The sequence below is a fragment of the Amphiplicatus metriothermophilus genome (genome assembly GCF_900199215.1).
Lineage (GTDB): Bacteria > Pseudomonadota > Alphaproteobacteria > Caulobacterales > Parvularculaceae > Amphiplicatus > Amphiplicatus metriothermophilus.
In genome coordinates, this window is sequence record NZ_FZQA01000002.1 from 66,126 (window position 1) to 79,457 (window position 13,332).

Sequence of the window (13,332 nt, forward strand, 5' to 3'; positions counted from 1 at the left end):
TGGAAACGCCCAGAGTCATGCCGACTCTGGGCGTTTCAGTTGCAACCCGCGGCCGTCAGGACCTTCTCAAATCGAAGCGATCGAGGTTCATGACTTTCGTCCACGCAGCTATGAAATCGCTGACGAACTTATCCTCCGCACCCTCGAATGCGTAGGCTTCGGCCACTGCTCTAAGCTCCGCATTCGAACCGAAGACAAGATCCGCCTCCGTGGCCGTCCATTTGAGTTCGCCGGTCTGACGATCGCGGCCTTCGAAGATATAATCGCCCTTTCCAGAGGGCGCCCATTTCGTCGACATATCGAGCAAGTTTACGAAGAAGTCGTTGGTCAGAGTCCCTGGGCGATCCGTGAAAACGCCATGGTTGGACCCCAGCGCGTTGGCGCCAAGCGCTCTCATGCCGCCGATAAGAACCGTCATTTCCGGGACGGTCAGGGTCAGCAGACTCGCCCGTTCGACAAGCTCCTCCGCAGGTGATCGTTCGATACCTTCGCCAAGGTAGTTGCGGAAACCGTCCGCAGTCAGCTCGAGAACGGCGAAAGATTCGACGTCTGTCTGCTCTTGCGCAGCGTCCATACGTCCCGGCGTGAAAGGAACGCTCACATTGTGACCTGCGTCTTTCGCCGCTTTTTCGATCGCTGCTGCACCGCCGAGCACGATGAGATCGGCGAGGGAGACTTTCTTGCCGCCGGTCTGCGCAGCGTTGAAGCCCTGCTGGATTTTCTCGAGCGTCCCGAGAACCTTCGCGAGTTCGTCCGGATCGTTGACGGGCCAGTCCTTTTGCGGCGCAAGACGAATACGCGCCCCGTTCGCTCCGCCGCGCATATCGGTGTCGCGGTAAGTGGATGCCGACGCCCATGCGGCTCTTACAAGTTCAGGCACGGACAGACCAGACGCAAGAATTTCAGACTTAAGAGTCGCGATGTCCTCCGCGTCGATCAGTGGGTGATCTACAGGCGGAATAGGGTCTTGCCAGATAAACTCTTTCTCCGGAACATCTGTGCCAAGATAGCGAGCCCTCGGTCCCATATCCCTGTGCGTCAACTTGAACCAGGCTTCGGCGAAAGCGCGTTCGAACTCCTCTGGATTATTGTAAAACCGCTCGGCGATTTCGCGGAAGCCGGGATCGAACTTGAGCGCCAGGTCGGTTGTAAACATGATCGGCGGATGACGCTTCGAGGGGTCGTGCGCGTCCGGCGTCAGTTGCGCGGCGGCCTCGTCAGTCGGAATCCATTGGATCGCGCCTGCGGGGCTACGCGTTTGCTTCCATTCGAAATTAAAGAGATTGCCGAGATACTGATGCGTCCACTGAACGGGATTTGACGTCCAGGCGCCTTCCAGCCCGCTGGTGATCGTGTCGGCGCCTACGCCGGAGCCGCACTTGTTATTCCATCCGAAACCTTGCTCCTCCACGCCGGCGGCGGCGGGTTCGGCTTCGAGGCATTCCTCGGGTTTGGCGGCGCCATGAGCCTTGCCGAAAGTGTGGCCGCCGGCGATCAGAGCGACGATTTCTTCGTCCGTCATCGCCATTCCGTTGAACGCCTGACGAATGTCGTGCGCCGCTGCAAGCGGGTCCGGATTGCCGTTCGGGCCTTCGGGATTGACATAAATCAGGCCCATTTGGGTCGCGGCCAGCGGTTTTTCGAGCTGCCTTTCTCTATGAAAGCGATCGCCGGCGAGCATTTGCGCTTCCGGTCCCCAGTAGACGAGATCGGCCTCCCAGTCGTCTTCCCGGCCGCCGGCGAAACCCAGGGTCTTAAAGCCCATGGATTCCATTGCGACGTTGCCGGCGAGAATCATCAGATCTCCCCAGGAAATGGCGCGGCCGTATTTCTGCTTGATTGGCCAAAGCAGCCGGCGCGCCTTGTCCAGATTAGCATTGTCAGGCCAGCTGTTCAGGGGTTCGAAACGCTGCTGACCGCCGGCTGCGCCGCCGCGCCCGTCATACATCCGATAGGTTCCGGCAGAGTGCCACGCCATGCGGATGAAGAACGGTCCGTAATGCCCATAATCCGCTGGCCACCAGTCCTGTGACTGGGTCATCAGCGTTTCGATCTCCTGTTTGAGGACTTCGAGATCCAGCTTCTCGAACTCCGCCGCGTAATCGAAGTCCGGGCCCATGGGATCCGAGAGACTGTCATTCCGGCGAAGCGGGCTGAGATCAAGGATTTCCGGCCACCAAAACTCGTTCGGCTTCGGTTTCCTCCGGCTCAGGCGGTCTTCGTGCGCCGATGCGCCATGCTGCGCCGCCGCTTCTCGCTGCGATGAAGATGACTGCTCTGCAACAGGCGCGACGTCGCCGGAAGATTGCTGATCAGAGCAGGCTGAGGCGAATGCGAGCGCCGCGACGGCGGCCGTTGCGAGCATGGCGGATTTGCACTTGCTATTCATAGCGTCTCGCTTTCATTCTTTTCAAAAGGTCGCGCTTGCGAATTGGACTCTGACACGCGCTAAAAATTATCAGCGCCCTCTGTCGCTGTACAATTGATTGTCTTGATGCTCAGTATCGGCTCTTTCTATGGCGATGGCGGCGAGGCGATCGCGGGGCGGCGGAGTTCCATCACCCGCGGCGGCGGCGCGCTGTAGGATTTGCTCTTCGACCGGCGCGACCGTATCGGCTATGATCCCGGCCGGTCCGGCGCTGCTCGTCGCTGCGCCAATGAGAAGGTCGAGCGTGCGCGGCGCATTTTGCGCGAAGTCGACGTCGATGAGAATTTGAGGCAGTCATGACCCGTCCTCTTATCGCCACGCCGAGAAGGCTGCCCGGCGCGCTCGCGGGCATATTGCGCGCCAAATACGACGTGCGCGAGCCGGATGGCGAGACGGTCATCTGCCTGTCGGAGTTCGCCGCCATCGCGGAAGGGGCTTCGGTCGTTTTCGCCACCGCCTTCGACGAGATGGACGCGGCCTTCATCAGGGCCCTGCCGGCGAGCGTGAAACTCGTCGCTTCCATCGGCGTCGGCGTCGATCACATAGACCTCGCCGCGGCGCGCCGGCGGGGGATCATGGTCTCCAACACGCCGGAGGTGACGACGCCCTGTCTGGCCGACGCTGCGATGGGGCTCGTCATCGCCGCCTGCCGGCGCTTTCGAGAAGGCCTCGCCATTGCAGAGACCGGCGAGGGGCGGGGGATGCTCACGCCCGACTCATGGGGTCTGCGCGTCTCAGGCAGGACGCTCGGGATCGTCGGCATGGGCAATGTCGGCAGGGCGGTCGCGAAGCGGGCCAGCGCCTTCGACATGGAGATCATCTACACGACGCCGCATCCTAGCGTCGAGATCGACCGCGAATTCTCCGCGCACGCCGTTAGCCTCGATGAGCTGCTGAGAACGGCGGATATCGTCACGCTGCATTGTCCGCTTAAAGAGGAAACGCGCCATCTGATCGACGCCGAAGCGCTGGCGAAAATGAAGCCGACGGCAGTGCTCATCAACATCTCGCGCGGGCCGGTCGTGGATGAAGAAGCGTTGATCGAGGCGCTCAGGTCCCGCCGCCTTTTCGCCGCCGGGCTTGACGTCTATGAGACCGAGCCGGGACCGATCCGCAAAGAGCTGCGCTCGCTGCCGAACGTCTTCTGTCTGCCGCATATCGCCTCGGCGACGATTGAAAGCCGCCGGGATATGGCGCTGCGGCTTCTCGCCAATATCGACGCCTTTTTCGAGACCGGCGCGCCTCTCGACCGGGCGGATTGAGCGTTTCCCGAGCGGCCAGCGGCGAATCACGGAAGAAGGAGCCTTCCTTGCGACGGGAGGGGTTATGCGGCTCGGCCTCCTTGCGCCCTGCTTGCTCGCGCTTGCAGGATGCGCGCTTTTCGGCGCCGGCCCGCGCGATCAGACTCGCGCGCCGGTCGAGCGGGAGAGCGAGGCGCTGCGTCTGCTAGGCGAGGCCGCCCTCGGCTATCGTCACGCGCTGGGCGACGCCCGGCAGGAGCTATGGGAAGTCAGGCGCCGGATCGCGGCCGCCGAGACGACAGCCGCCTCGCCCTCGACGCCCTCGGCCGAGCGCGCGGCGAGCCGGCGCGCGCTTGAATCGCTGCGCGCCGAGGAGGCGCGACTTGAAGCCAAGATCGCCGCGCTGGCCCAGGAGCTGGCCGCGCTTGAGCGCCGCTACGAGACGATGCGCCTGGAACTCGCCGGCGGGACGGGCGTGGCCCGCGCCGTCCGGCCCGTCCCGGCAGGCTATGAGCCGATGAAATAGCCTCCAGCGCTTGCCTTTCGCCGGCTTTTCCCTGAAACCCCGGCGGTTCCTGATTCACGGGCTGAAGACGCCGGCGGAGCGAACAGTGCAGAGCGAGGCGACAGCGTTCAGGTTCCCGCTTCGGCTCGGCTTCGGTTGTTCGGGCGCCTGGGGCATGCGCTGGTTTTCTGCGCGCAAGGCGGCGCGCCTCGTGGCGGCGGCCATGGAGAGCGGCGTTCGCCATTTCGACACCGCCGGCTTTTACGGACGTGGCGAGGCCGAGCGGCGGCTCGGCGCGGCGCTGAAGGAAATCGGCGATCCAGTTTTCGTCAGCACCAAGACAGGCACGCGCTATCGCGGCCTTGCGCCGCCCGAAAAGGATTTCTCGCAAGCGGCGATCATCGCTGACGTTGAGGCGAGCCTGCGCCGGCTGCAGCGCGAGCGTCTCGACCTGCTGTATTTGCACGGGCCTTCGCCCGAGGCGCTGGCGCACGCCGTTCCGATCCTGGAACGGCTGAGGCGGGAGGGCAAGATCGACCGGTGGGGGGTGTGCGCGCAGGGCGAGCAGGAGATCGCCCGCGCCGTCGAAGCGGGCGCGCAGGCGGTCATGGCCGCCTACAATCTGTTCGATCGCAGACATCGCCAGGCCTTCCGGTCCGCCAAAGCGCGAGGAGCGGGCGTCGTCGCCATCTCGCCGCTGGCGCAAGGGCTGTTCGCGCGCGACTTTTATCGCCTGCGCCGTCCGGCGGACGCCTGGCGCGTGGCGCGCGCCCTGGCGCGAAAGCATCCCCAGATTGAGCGCATTCGCGCTGGCGTCGCTGCGCTCGAAGGCGTGGACGACTGGACGCCCGCCCAGCTCGCGCTCGTCTATGCGCTCGCCGAGCCTTGCATAGACGTCGCGCTGACCACCACGACCCGGCTCGCCCATCTTCGCGAGAGCGTCGAAGCTGTGTCCCGGACGCCGCCCGTCGAGATCATCGAACGCCTCGAAAGCCTCGCCCCCGGCCTTGACGGCGGAGGACCTCGCTCCTAGCTGAGGGGCTGACCCGTTGGCGAAGGACGGCCGTTATGAGCGACAATCCCATTTTTGCCGAGATCAAAGCCAAGATCGACGCCAATCCGGTCATGCTTTTCATGAAAGGCACGCCGCAATTCCCACAATGCGGGTTTTCGGCTGCCGTCGTCCAGATTCTCGACTATCTCGGGGTCGAATACGGTTCTGCGAACGTGCTCGAGTCCCCGGAGCTTCGCCAGGGCGTCAAGGATTATTCCGACTGGCCGACCATTCCCCAGCTCTATGTCAAGGGCGAATTCGTCGGGGGATGCGACATCGTTCGCGAGATGTTCGAGAACGGCGAGTTGCGCGCCTTCCTTGAGGAAAAGGGCGTGCCGGTCGCGGCGTGAGGTCGGGCGCGGGCGGTTGACAGCCGCTGGCCTGCCCGCTATCCCGCGCGCTCCAAAGTCAAATCCCGTGGTTCGGACAATGAAAGTCAGAAGCTCCATCAAGTCGCTGAAGGCCCGGCACAAGGATTGCCGCATCGTCCGCCGCAAGGGCCGCGTCTACGTCATCAACAAGACGCAGCGCCGCTATAAGGCGCGCCAGGGCTGATCCGCCGGGCGCGCGATCTCTCCGCTTTTTGAGTTGGAAGTCTCGCTGCGGCGCGATAATCTTGCGTTGATGCGAGCGTTTTTGTTCTGCGCCTGCGCGCTGCTGGTTTCCGCAGCGCCGGCGAGGGCGGATCAGACCGACCCCCGCCTCGACGCGCTGTTTGAGGAGCTGCGCAGCGGCGATGCGCTGAGCGCGGAAGAGACAGTCGGCCGCATCCTCGAAATCTGGGCCGACTCTCAAAGCGACACCGTCGACATTCTCTATATGCGAGCTCTGGAAAGCCTTGACGCCGGCCGGTTCGAGCTCGCCGAGGCTTTGCTGGACCATGTCGTCGGCCTCGCGCCCAGCTTCGCGCAAGGCTACGCGCTGCGCGGCGCGGTGCGCTTGTCGCTTGAAGAGCAAGCCGGCGCCGTGGCCGATTTCAGCCGGGCTCTGGAGCTGGAGCCGCGCCAGTTCGAGGTGCGAATCGCGCTCGCCGAGATTCTGCTAGGCAATGGCGAAAAGCGCGACGCCTATGAGATGTTCCAGAAGGCGCTCGAGTGGAACCCGCATGACGAGCACGCCCGCCGGCGGGCGCGGAGCTTGCGCCGCGAGCTTGAAGGCCAGGAAATCTGAGCCGTCAGGGCAAGATTTCCTCAGTCTTTCCACAAATATTTCCACAAACAGGTTCAGCGGGCTCCCGAAGGCGGAAAGCCCGGGCGCACAGCCGGTCGCCCTCTACTTTTCCACACGGCCCGCGCGTCGCTTGCCCGAATCGGCAAGGGCTTTTTATCTGAAGGCGGTTGCGCAGCCGGCGACGCGGTTACGTTCTGCCCGCTGACATATGGAAGTTTTTGGAAGGGTGCAGTCTATATGGCGGACGGTTCGGCGACTCTGAAAACGGCGACGGGGGCGGGCGGCGTCGCCGCCGAGAGGCTGCGCTCCTTCATCGAGCGCGTCGAGCGCCTGGAGGAGGAAAAGGCCGCCATCGCAGGCGACATAAAGGAAGTCTACGCCGAGGCGAAAGGCGAGGGATACGATACGAAAATCCTGCGTCAGGTGATTCGCCTGCGCAAAATGGACCGCGCCGAGCGCCAGGAGCAGGAAGCGCTGCTTGAGCTTTATCTTTCCGCGCTCGGCGAGGCGTAAGCGGGGGCAAGGAGCTAGCGCCGCCCTGCGCGCGCTGGCGTTCAGGCCCCGTCGAAGACCCGCGCGAAGATCGTGTCGACATGGCGCAGCGAGACGCCGACGTCGAACAGCGCGGCGAGACGCTCTGGCGGCAGGCGATCTGTTACGTCCTTGTCGGCCTTGAGGTTGGCGAGGAATTCGCCTTCTCCGCGCCAGGCGGCCATGGCGTTGCGCTGTACGCGCCTATAGGCCTCTTCCCGCGCGAGGCCTGCCTGGGTTAAAGCCAGCAGCACTTTCTGCGAGTGGACGAGTCCGCCGAGCCGGTCGAGATTCTCCTGCATCCGCTCGGGATAGACGACAAGATTCTCGACGATCCCGGCCAGGCGATGCAGCGCGAAATCGAGATGCGCGGTGGCGTCGGGGCCGATGCCGCGTTCCACCGAGGAATGGGAGATGTCGCGCTCATGCCAGAGCGCGACGTTCTCCATCGCCGGAATGACGCACATGCGCACGAGCCGAGCGAGGCCCGTGAGGTTCTCCGTCAGCACCGGATTGCGCTTGTGCGGCATGGCGGAAGAGCCTTTCTGACCTTCCGTAAACGGTTCTTCGGCCTCGAGAACCTCGGTGCGCTGAAGATGCCGGATCTCGACGGCGAGGCGCTCGACCGAGGATGCGATGACGCCGAGCGCTGCGAAGAAGACCGCGTGGCGGTCGCGCGGGATCACCTGGGTGGAGACGGGCTCGACCGCGAGGCCGAGCTTTTCAGCGACATGAGCCTCGACCGCCGGATCGACCGTGGCGAAAGTTCCGACCGCGCCCGAAATGGCGCAGACCGCGATCTCGGCGCGAGCGGCCTCGAGCCGGCGCCGGGCGCGCGAGAACTCGGCGTAGTGACTCGCAAGCTTGAGTCCGAACGTAGTGGGCTCGGCATGAATGCCATGACTGCGCCCGACGCAAAGCGTGGCCTTGTGCTCGAAAGCCCGCTTCCTGAGAGCGGCGCGCACCCGGTCGATTCCAGCGAGGAGTAGATCCGCTGCGCGCGCGAGCTGCACCGACAGGCAGGTGTCGAGCACGTCCGAGGAGGTCATGCCCTGATGGACGAAGCGCGCCTCCGGCCCGACGATCTCGGCGAGGTGGGTGAGGAAAGCGATCACGTCATGCTTGACCTCCCGTTCGATGGCGTCGATGCGCGCGACGTCGAAAACGGCTTCGCCGCCCTTTTCCCAGATGACGCGGGCGGCCTCGGCCGGAATGACGCCGAGCTCGGCCATCTTGTCGGCGGCGTGGGCCTCGATCTCGAACCAGATGCGGAATTTGGTCTCGGGCGACCAGATCGCGGCCATCTCCGGGCGCGTGTAACGGGGAATCATCGCAGGGCTCGCGGGTTGACGCCGGCGGCGCCGGCGGACGGGCGCTTGATACGGGCTAGAGGGCGGGGGCTCAAGAGGCGGCCTGGCGCTCCGCTTACCATTCGAGGATGACCTTGCCCGACTGGCCCGAGCGCATCACGTCGAAGCCCTTCTGATAGTCCGATACCGGAAAATGATGGGTGATGACGGGCGCCAGATCGAGCCCGGCCTGAAGCAGCGCGCCCATCTTGTACCAGGTTTCGAACATGCGTCGGCCGTAGATGCCCTTTATCTCCAGCCCCTTGAAGATGACCTTGTCCCAGTCGACGCCGGCGCCGTTGGGCATGATGCCGAGCATGGCGATCTTGCCGCCGTGGTTCATGGTCTCGAGCATCGAGGCGAAGGCGGAGGGAACGCCGGACATTTCGAGACCGACGTCGAAGCCTTCGGTCATTTTCAGCTCGCTCATCACGTCGCGGAGGTTCTCGCGCGAGACGTTGACGGCGCGTGTCGCGCCCATCCTGCGGGCGAGGTCGAGGCGATAGTCGTTGATGTCCGTGACGACGACATGTCGCGCGCCGACGAAGCGCGCGACCGCGGCCGCCATGATGCCGATCGGCCCCGCGCCGGTGATGAGCACGTCCTCGCCGACGAGATCGAAGGCGAGGGCGGTGTGCACGGCGTTGCCGAAAGGGTCGAAAATGGCGGCGAGATCGTCGGATATGTCGTCGGGCAGCCGGTAAAGATTGAACGCCGGCACGGCCACATATTCGGCGAAAGCCCCCGGCCGGTTGACCCCGATGCCGACGGTGTTCCGGCACAAATGGCGCTCGCCCGCCCGGCAATTGCGGCAATACCCGCAGGTGACGTGGCCTTCCGCCGAGACCCGGTCGCCGATCTTGAGCTTCGAGTGCTCGGGATGAACTTCCGAGCCGATTTCGACGACCTCGCCCATGAACTCGTGGCCGACCGCCATCGGCACGGGGATGGTCTTCTGCGCCCATGCGTCCCAGTTGTAGATGTGCACGTCCGTGCCGCAGATGGCGGACTTGCGGACCTTGACCAGCACGTCGTTGGGCCCGATCTCCGGCTTTCCGATGTCGGCGAGCCAGATGCCTTCTTCTGGTTTCGCCTTGACGAGGGCTTTCATGGACGGCTCCTGCGAAACGGGTCTGTGATACGCGAGCCGCCGGGCGCGAGTCCATCCGGGGCGCCGCCGTCAGGCGTTCAGCGCGCGCGCGGCCTCCGGCGCGAAATAGGTGATGATCCCGTCGGCGCCGGCCCTGCGGATGGCGAGAAGCGATTCCAGCATCGCCCGCTCGCCGTCGATCCAGCCGTTCTGCGCGGCGGCTTTGATCATGGCGTATTCGCCCGAGACCTGGAACGCGAAGGTCGGCATGGCGAAGGCGTCCTTCACGCGCCGGATAATGTCGAGATAGGGGCCGGCGGGCTTGACCATCACGCTGTCGGCGCCCTCGGCGATGTCGAGGGCGACTTCGCGCAGCGCCTCGTCGCTGTTGGCGGGGTCCATCTGATAGGTCCGCTTGTCGCCCTTGAGCAGACTCGCCGCGCCGATCGCCTCGCGATAGGGGCCGTAGAACGCAGAGGCGTATTTGGCCGCATAGGCCATGATTTGCGTATTTTTCAGGCCTTCGGCGTCGAGCGCGGCGCGGATGGCGCCGACGCGCCCGTCCATCATGTCGGAGGGCGCGATGATGTCGAAACCGGCGCGGGCCTGAAGAACGGCCTGCCTGGCGAGCACGTCCACCGTTTCATCGTTCAGGATCTCTCCGTCGCGCATCAGGCCGTCATGGCCATGATCCGTATAGGGATCGAGCGCCACGTCGCACATGAGGCCGATGTCGGGAACGGCGTCCTTGACGGCCCTGGCGGACCGGCACATGACGTTGTCCGGATCGAGCGCAAGACGGGCGTCGGGCGTGCGCTCGTCGCGCCCCGTATAGGGAAAGAGCGCCAGCGCCGGTATCCCGAGGGCGCGCGCCTCGCGCGCGGCCTCGGCGGCCTGATCGGGCGAGAGCCGCATGACGCCCGGCATGGCCGGCACGGGCTCGCGCAGACCCGAGCCCGCCTTCACCACGATCGCCCAGATGAAATCATCCGGCGCGAGGCGGGTTTCCGCGACGAGCCGGCGCGACCAGGCGTCCATGCGCAGGCGGCGCAGGCGGGTCTGTGGAAAGCGCTGGTTTAGGAACATGGGGCGTCCGATGATGCTCTCTGGCTCCGTAAAGGCCTTATAAACCCCAGATTACTGCCCCGGTTAGAATTTGATTTCAAATTGAACGGCCTCGCTTAACGGCGCTTTAGCGGTTGGGCGTTTAGCATCGCTGACCGGGACTGAATTGCACGGGGCTGAACAATGGCGGCGTTTGAAGGGGCGAGAAAATCGGACGTGATCGGCTATGCGGCGAAAAGCCCGGCCGGATCTGATCCGCAGGCGCTTAAGGCCGCCTATCTGCAGCTCCTGCATCTCGTCGAGCGCCTTCACCGGCAGCTGCTCGACGTCATCAAGGACGAACTCGAGCGTCTCGGCCAGACTGACATCAACTCGGTGCAGGCGTTGCTGCTTTACAATATCGGCGACGCCGAGCTGACGCCGGGCGAGCTGCGTTCGCGGGGGCATTATCTGGGCTCGAACGTCTCCTACAATCTGAAGCAGCTCATCGACAAAGGCTATATCCGCGACCAGCGTTCGAACGTAGACCGGCGCTCCAAGCGCGTATCGCTGACGCCGTCGGGCCTGGAGATCCGCGACAAGCTGGCGGCGCTGTTCAACCGCCAGCTCGGCTCGGTGGAGCAGGTCGGCGGGGTCGATTTCGCCCTCATCGAAGCCACCAACAAGACGCTCCAGCGCCTCGAGCGTTTCTGGGCCGATCAGGTTCGCTTCCGGCTGTAAGCCTCTCTAACTAAGAATTATTTTCATTTTGGCGATGCGGCGATCGGTCCAGCTCCGGGGACCGATTTGGCTGGCCTTCGACCCCGCGCATTGGCTATCAAGGACGGCGAAGCGCCGGGGGCGCTCGCCGCTGCAAAGGGCCGCGCTGGGCAAATGGACTACGAACAGGCTTTCAGAACCGCCGTCGCGGCCGTGCGGGCCGAAGGCCGCTACCGCGTGTTCGCCGACATCGAGCGCGTCCGGGGCGCCTTCCCCAAGGCGATCTATCATGCGCCGGAGGGCGCGCGGGAGATCACCGTCTGGTGCTCCAACGATTATCTCGGCATGGGCCAGCATCCGGAGGTGATCGCCGCGATGACGGCGGCGCTGGAGAAGGTCGGCGCCGGCGCCGGCGGCACGCGCAATATCGCAGGCACCACGCATTTCCATGTGCTTCTAGAGCGAGAGCTCGCGGCGCTGCACGGCAAGGAGGCGGCGCTTCTGTTCACCTCGGGCTATGTGGCGAATGAAGCGACTCTGTCGACCATTGCGCGCATCCTGCCCGACTGCGTGATCCTCTCCGACGAGCTTAACCACGCCTCCATGATCCAGGGCATACGCGGCGGGCGCTCGGCGAAGCTGATCTGGCGGCACAACGACATCGAACATCTTGAAAAGCTGCTGCGCGACATTCCCCGCGAACGCGCGAAAGTGATCGCGTTCGAGTCCGTTTACTCGATGGACGGCGACATCGCGCCGTTGAAGGAGATCTGCGATCTCGCCGAGAAGTACAACGCCTTCACGTATCTCGACGAAGTGCACGCGGTCGGCATGTACGGGCCAAGCGGCGCCGGCGTGGCCGAACGCGAGGGCGTCGCTGGCCGCATCGACGTGATCGAAGGCACGCTCGGCAAGGCGTTCGGCGTGATGGGCGGCTATATCGCCTCCAGCGCGGCTTTCGTCGACGCGGTGCGCTCCTATGCTTCCGGCTTCATTTTCACCACGGCGCTGTCGCCGGCGCTGGTGGCGGGCGCGCTCGCCAGCGTACGCATTCTGCGCGACGCGCAGGATCTGCGCGCGCGCCATCAGGAGCGCGCCGGGACGCTCAAGCGGCTCCTTCGTGAGGCGGGCCTGCCGGTCATGCCGTCGGTCAGCCATATCGCGCCGGTGCTCGTGGGCGATCCGGTGCAGTGCAAGATGGTGACGGACCGACTGCTCGAAGAGCACGCCATGTATGTCCAGCCGATCAATTATCCGACAGTGCCGAAAGGCACCGAGCGGCTGCGCCTGACCCCGACCCCGCTGCATACGGACGAGCACATGCGCGCGCTCATCGCCGCGCTCGACGAAGTCTGGGATCGGCTCAAGCTGCGCCGCGCCGCCTGAGGCCCCTGCATAGCCGTCGCTTCGCAGAGTCCGCTCTGTCGCACGCAATGCTTTAGGTTTTAGGCCGGGCCGCGATGTCAATTTCGGCGGACGCCAATATTGACATTACGACTTGCCAATGCGCACGCACGCGGTCGTATTGCGTGCGGAGAGCAGCTTTGACGGCCGGTAATGCAAAAAGCAGCAGGGCGCGCGGGCGCGTCAGGCGGCCTTGCGCCCGGCGCGTTTCTTTTTTGTCGCCTTGCGTTTGGCCGGCGCGCGGCCGGAGCCGGTGCGGGCCGTGCCGAGGCCGATGTCCTTGGCGAATTGCGAGCGGCGCTTGGAGTAGTTCGGGGCCACCATGGGATAGTCGGCGGGCAAGCCCCATTTGCGACGGTATTCCTCCGGGCTCAGATTATATTGCGTGCGCAGATAACGCTTCAGCATTTTGAGTTTTTTGCCGTCCTCAAGACAGATGATGTAGTCCGGCGTAATGGACTTCTTGATCGGAACGGCGGGCTCCTGGCTGCCGGCGCTGGCTGTACCCCCTTTGGCGAGCGCCTTTACGGCGTCATGCACCTCCTGAAGCAGGGCAGGCAGCTTTTCCGCCGTGACGGTGTTGTTGCTGACGAACGCCGCAACGATCTCCGTGGCGAGATGCAGCGTCTCCGTGGTGTCCATGCCGTTGTTTTGGTCGGCCATCAGCCTGACTCCTTCTTATAATAACGCTCCCGTCCTCGAAGGCGAGGACGGGCAGGATGCTTCACGGTCGTTGGTTCTGTCTTTCCCGCGCCGGCCAATATACCGGTCAGCCTTTCGGGAGAAGCAGAAAAAC

At 64.3% G+C, this 13,332-nt stretch carries 14 protein-coding genes; 9 read left to right on the forward strand and 5 right to left on the reverse strand.

Features of this window, described 5'->3' with window-relative positions; translation table 11 throughout:
* Window positions 1–55 precede the first annotated feature (55 nt).
* Window positions 56–2,389: a catalase/peroxidase HPI gene (gene katG, locus CHB64_RS04980; protein WP_311725719.1), complete on the reverse strand. Its 2,334-nt coding sequence runs from the start codon at window positions 2,387–2,389 to the stop codon at window positions 56–58.
* 335 nt (window positions 2,390–2,724) lie between these two features.
* Between katG and CHB64_RS04985 the strand changes: the two genes are divergently transcribed.
* The 7 genes from CHB64_RS04985 to CHB64_RS05015 all read left to right on the forward strand — a co-directional run bounded on the left by CHB64_RS04985 (window position 2,725) and on the right by CHB64_RS05015 (window position 6,911).
* Window positions 2,725–3,690, forward strand: a complete 966-nt coding sequence (locus CHB64_RS04985) for a 2-hydroxyacid dehydrogenase (protein ID WP_089411528.1) — start codon at window positions 2,725–2,727, stop codon at window positions 3,688–3,690.
* Window positions 3,691–3,754: 64 nt separating this feature from the next.
* Window positions 3,755–4,195 (forward strand): hypothetical protein, encoded by a 441-nt coding sequence (locus CHB64_RS04990; protein ID WP_089411529.1) that lies wholly within the window; start codon window positions 3,755–3,757, stop codon window positions 4,193–4,195.
* 85 nt (window positions 4,196–4,280) lie between these two features.
* Entirely contained in the window at window positions 4,281–5,207 is a 927-nt protein-coding gene (locus tag CHB64_RS04995) for an aldo/keto reductase (RefSeq protein WP_268802333.1), read from the forward strand.
* A gap of 35 nt (window positions 5,208–5,242) precedes the next feature.
* Window positions 5,243–5,578, forward strand: coding sequence for a Grx4 family monothiol glutaredoxin (gene grxD, locus CHB64_RS05000; RefSeq protein ID WP_089411531.1), 336 nt, complete (start codon window positions 5,243–5,245; stop codon window positions 5,576–5,578).
* A 79-nt stretch (window positions 5,579–5,657) separates the two neighbouring features.
* Window positions 5,658–5,783: a type B 50S ribosomal protein L36 gene (ykgO, locus tag CHB64_RS05005; protein WP_089411532.1), complete on the forward strand. Its 126-nt coding sequence runs from the start codon at window positions 5,658–5,660 to the stop codon at window positions 5,781–5,783.
* A gap of 69 nt (window positions 5,784–5,852) precedes the next feature.
* Window positions 5,853–6,398, forward strand: coding sequence for a tetratricopeptide repeat protein (locus CHB64_RS05010; protein WP_143265941.1), 546 nt, complete (start codon window positions 5,853–5,855; stop codon window positions 6,396–6,398).
* A gap of 237 nt (window positions 6,399–6,635) precedes the next feature.
* Window positions 6,636–6,911: a DUF2312 domain-containing protein gene (locus tag CHB64_RS05015; protein ID WP_089411534.1), complete on the forward strand. Its 276-nt coding sequence runs from the start codon at window positions 6,636–6,638 to the stop codon at window positions 6,909–6,911.
* Window positions 6,912–6,952: 41 nt separating this feature from the next.
* On the opposite strand, the gene purB is transcribed toward CHB64_RS05015, so the two are convergent.
* The 3 genes from purB to hemB all read right to left on the reverse strand — a co-directional run bounded on the left by purB (window position 6,953) and on the right by hemB (window position 10,454).
* On the reverse strand, window positions 6,953–8,260 hold the full coding sequence (purB, locus tag CHB64_RS05020; RefSeq protein ID WP_089411535.1) for an adenylosuccinate lyase: 1,308 nt from the start codon (window positions 8,258–8,260) through the stop codon (window positions 6,953–6,955).
* 94 nt (window positions 8,261–8,354) lie between these two features.
* Window positions 8,355–9,389, reverse strand: a complete 1,035-nt coding sequence (gene tdh / locus CHB64_RS05025) for an L-threonine 3-dehydrogenase (protein ID WP_089411536.1) — start codon at window positions 9,387–9,389, stop codon at window positions 8,355–8,357.
* 69 nt (window positions 9,390–9,458) lie between these two features.
* Complete coding sequence (gene hemB, locus CHB64_RS05030; RefSeq protein ID WP_089411537.1) at window positions 9,459–10,454, reverse strand: porphobilinogen synthase; 996 nt, start codon at window positions 10,452–10,454, stop codon at window positions 9,459–9,461.
* Window positions 10,455–10,616: 162 nt separating this feature from the next.
* Between hemB and CHB64_RS05035 the strand changes: the two genes are divergently transcribed.
* Window positions 10,617–11,153, forward strand: coding sequence for a MarR family winged helix-turn-helix transcriptional regulator (locus CHB64_RS05035; RefSeq protein WP_089411538.1), 537 nt, complete (start codon window positions 10,617–10,619; stop codon window positions 11,151–11,153).
* A 153-nt stretch (window positions 11,154–11,306) separates the two neighbouring features.
* Window positions 11,307–12,518: a 5-aminolevulinate synthase gene (gene hemA, locus CHB64_RS05040; RefSeq protein WP_089411539.1), complete on the forward strand. Its 1,212-nt coding sequence runs from the start codon at window positions 11,307–11,309 to the stop codon at window positions 12,516–12,518.
* A 201-nt stretch (window positions 12,519–12,719) separates the two neighbouring features.
* On the opposite strand, the gene CHB64_RS05045 is transcribed toward hemA, so the two are convergent.
* Entirely contained in the window at window positions 12,720–13,199 is a 480-nt protein-coding gene (locus tag CHB64_RS05045; RefSeq protein ID WP_221401120.1) for a MucR family transcriptional regulator, read from the reverse strand.
* Window positions 13,200–13,332: the final 133 nt, after the last annotated feature.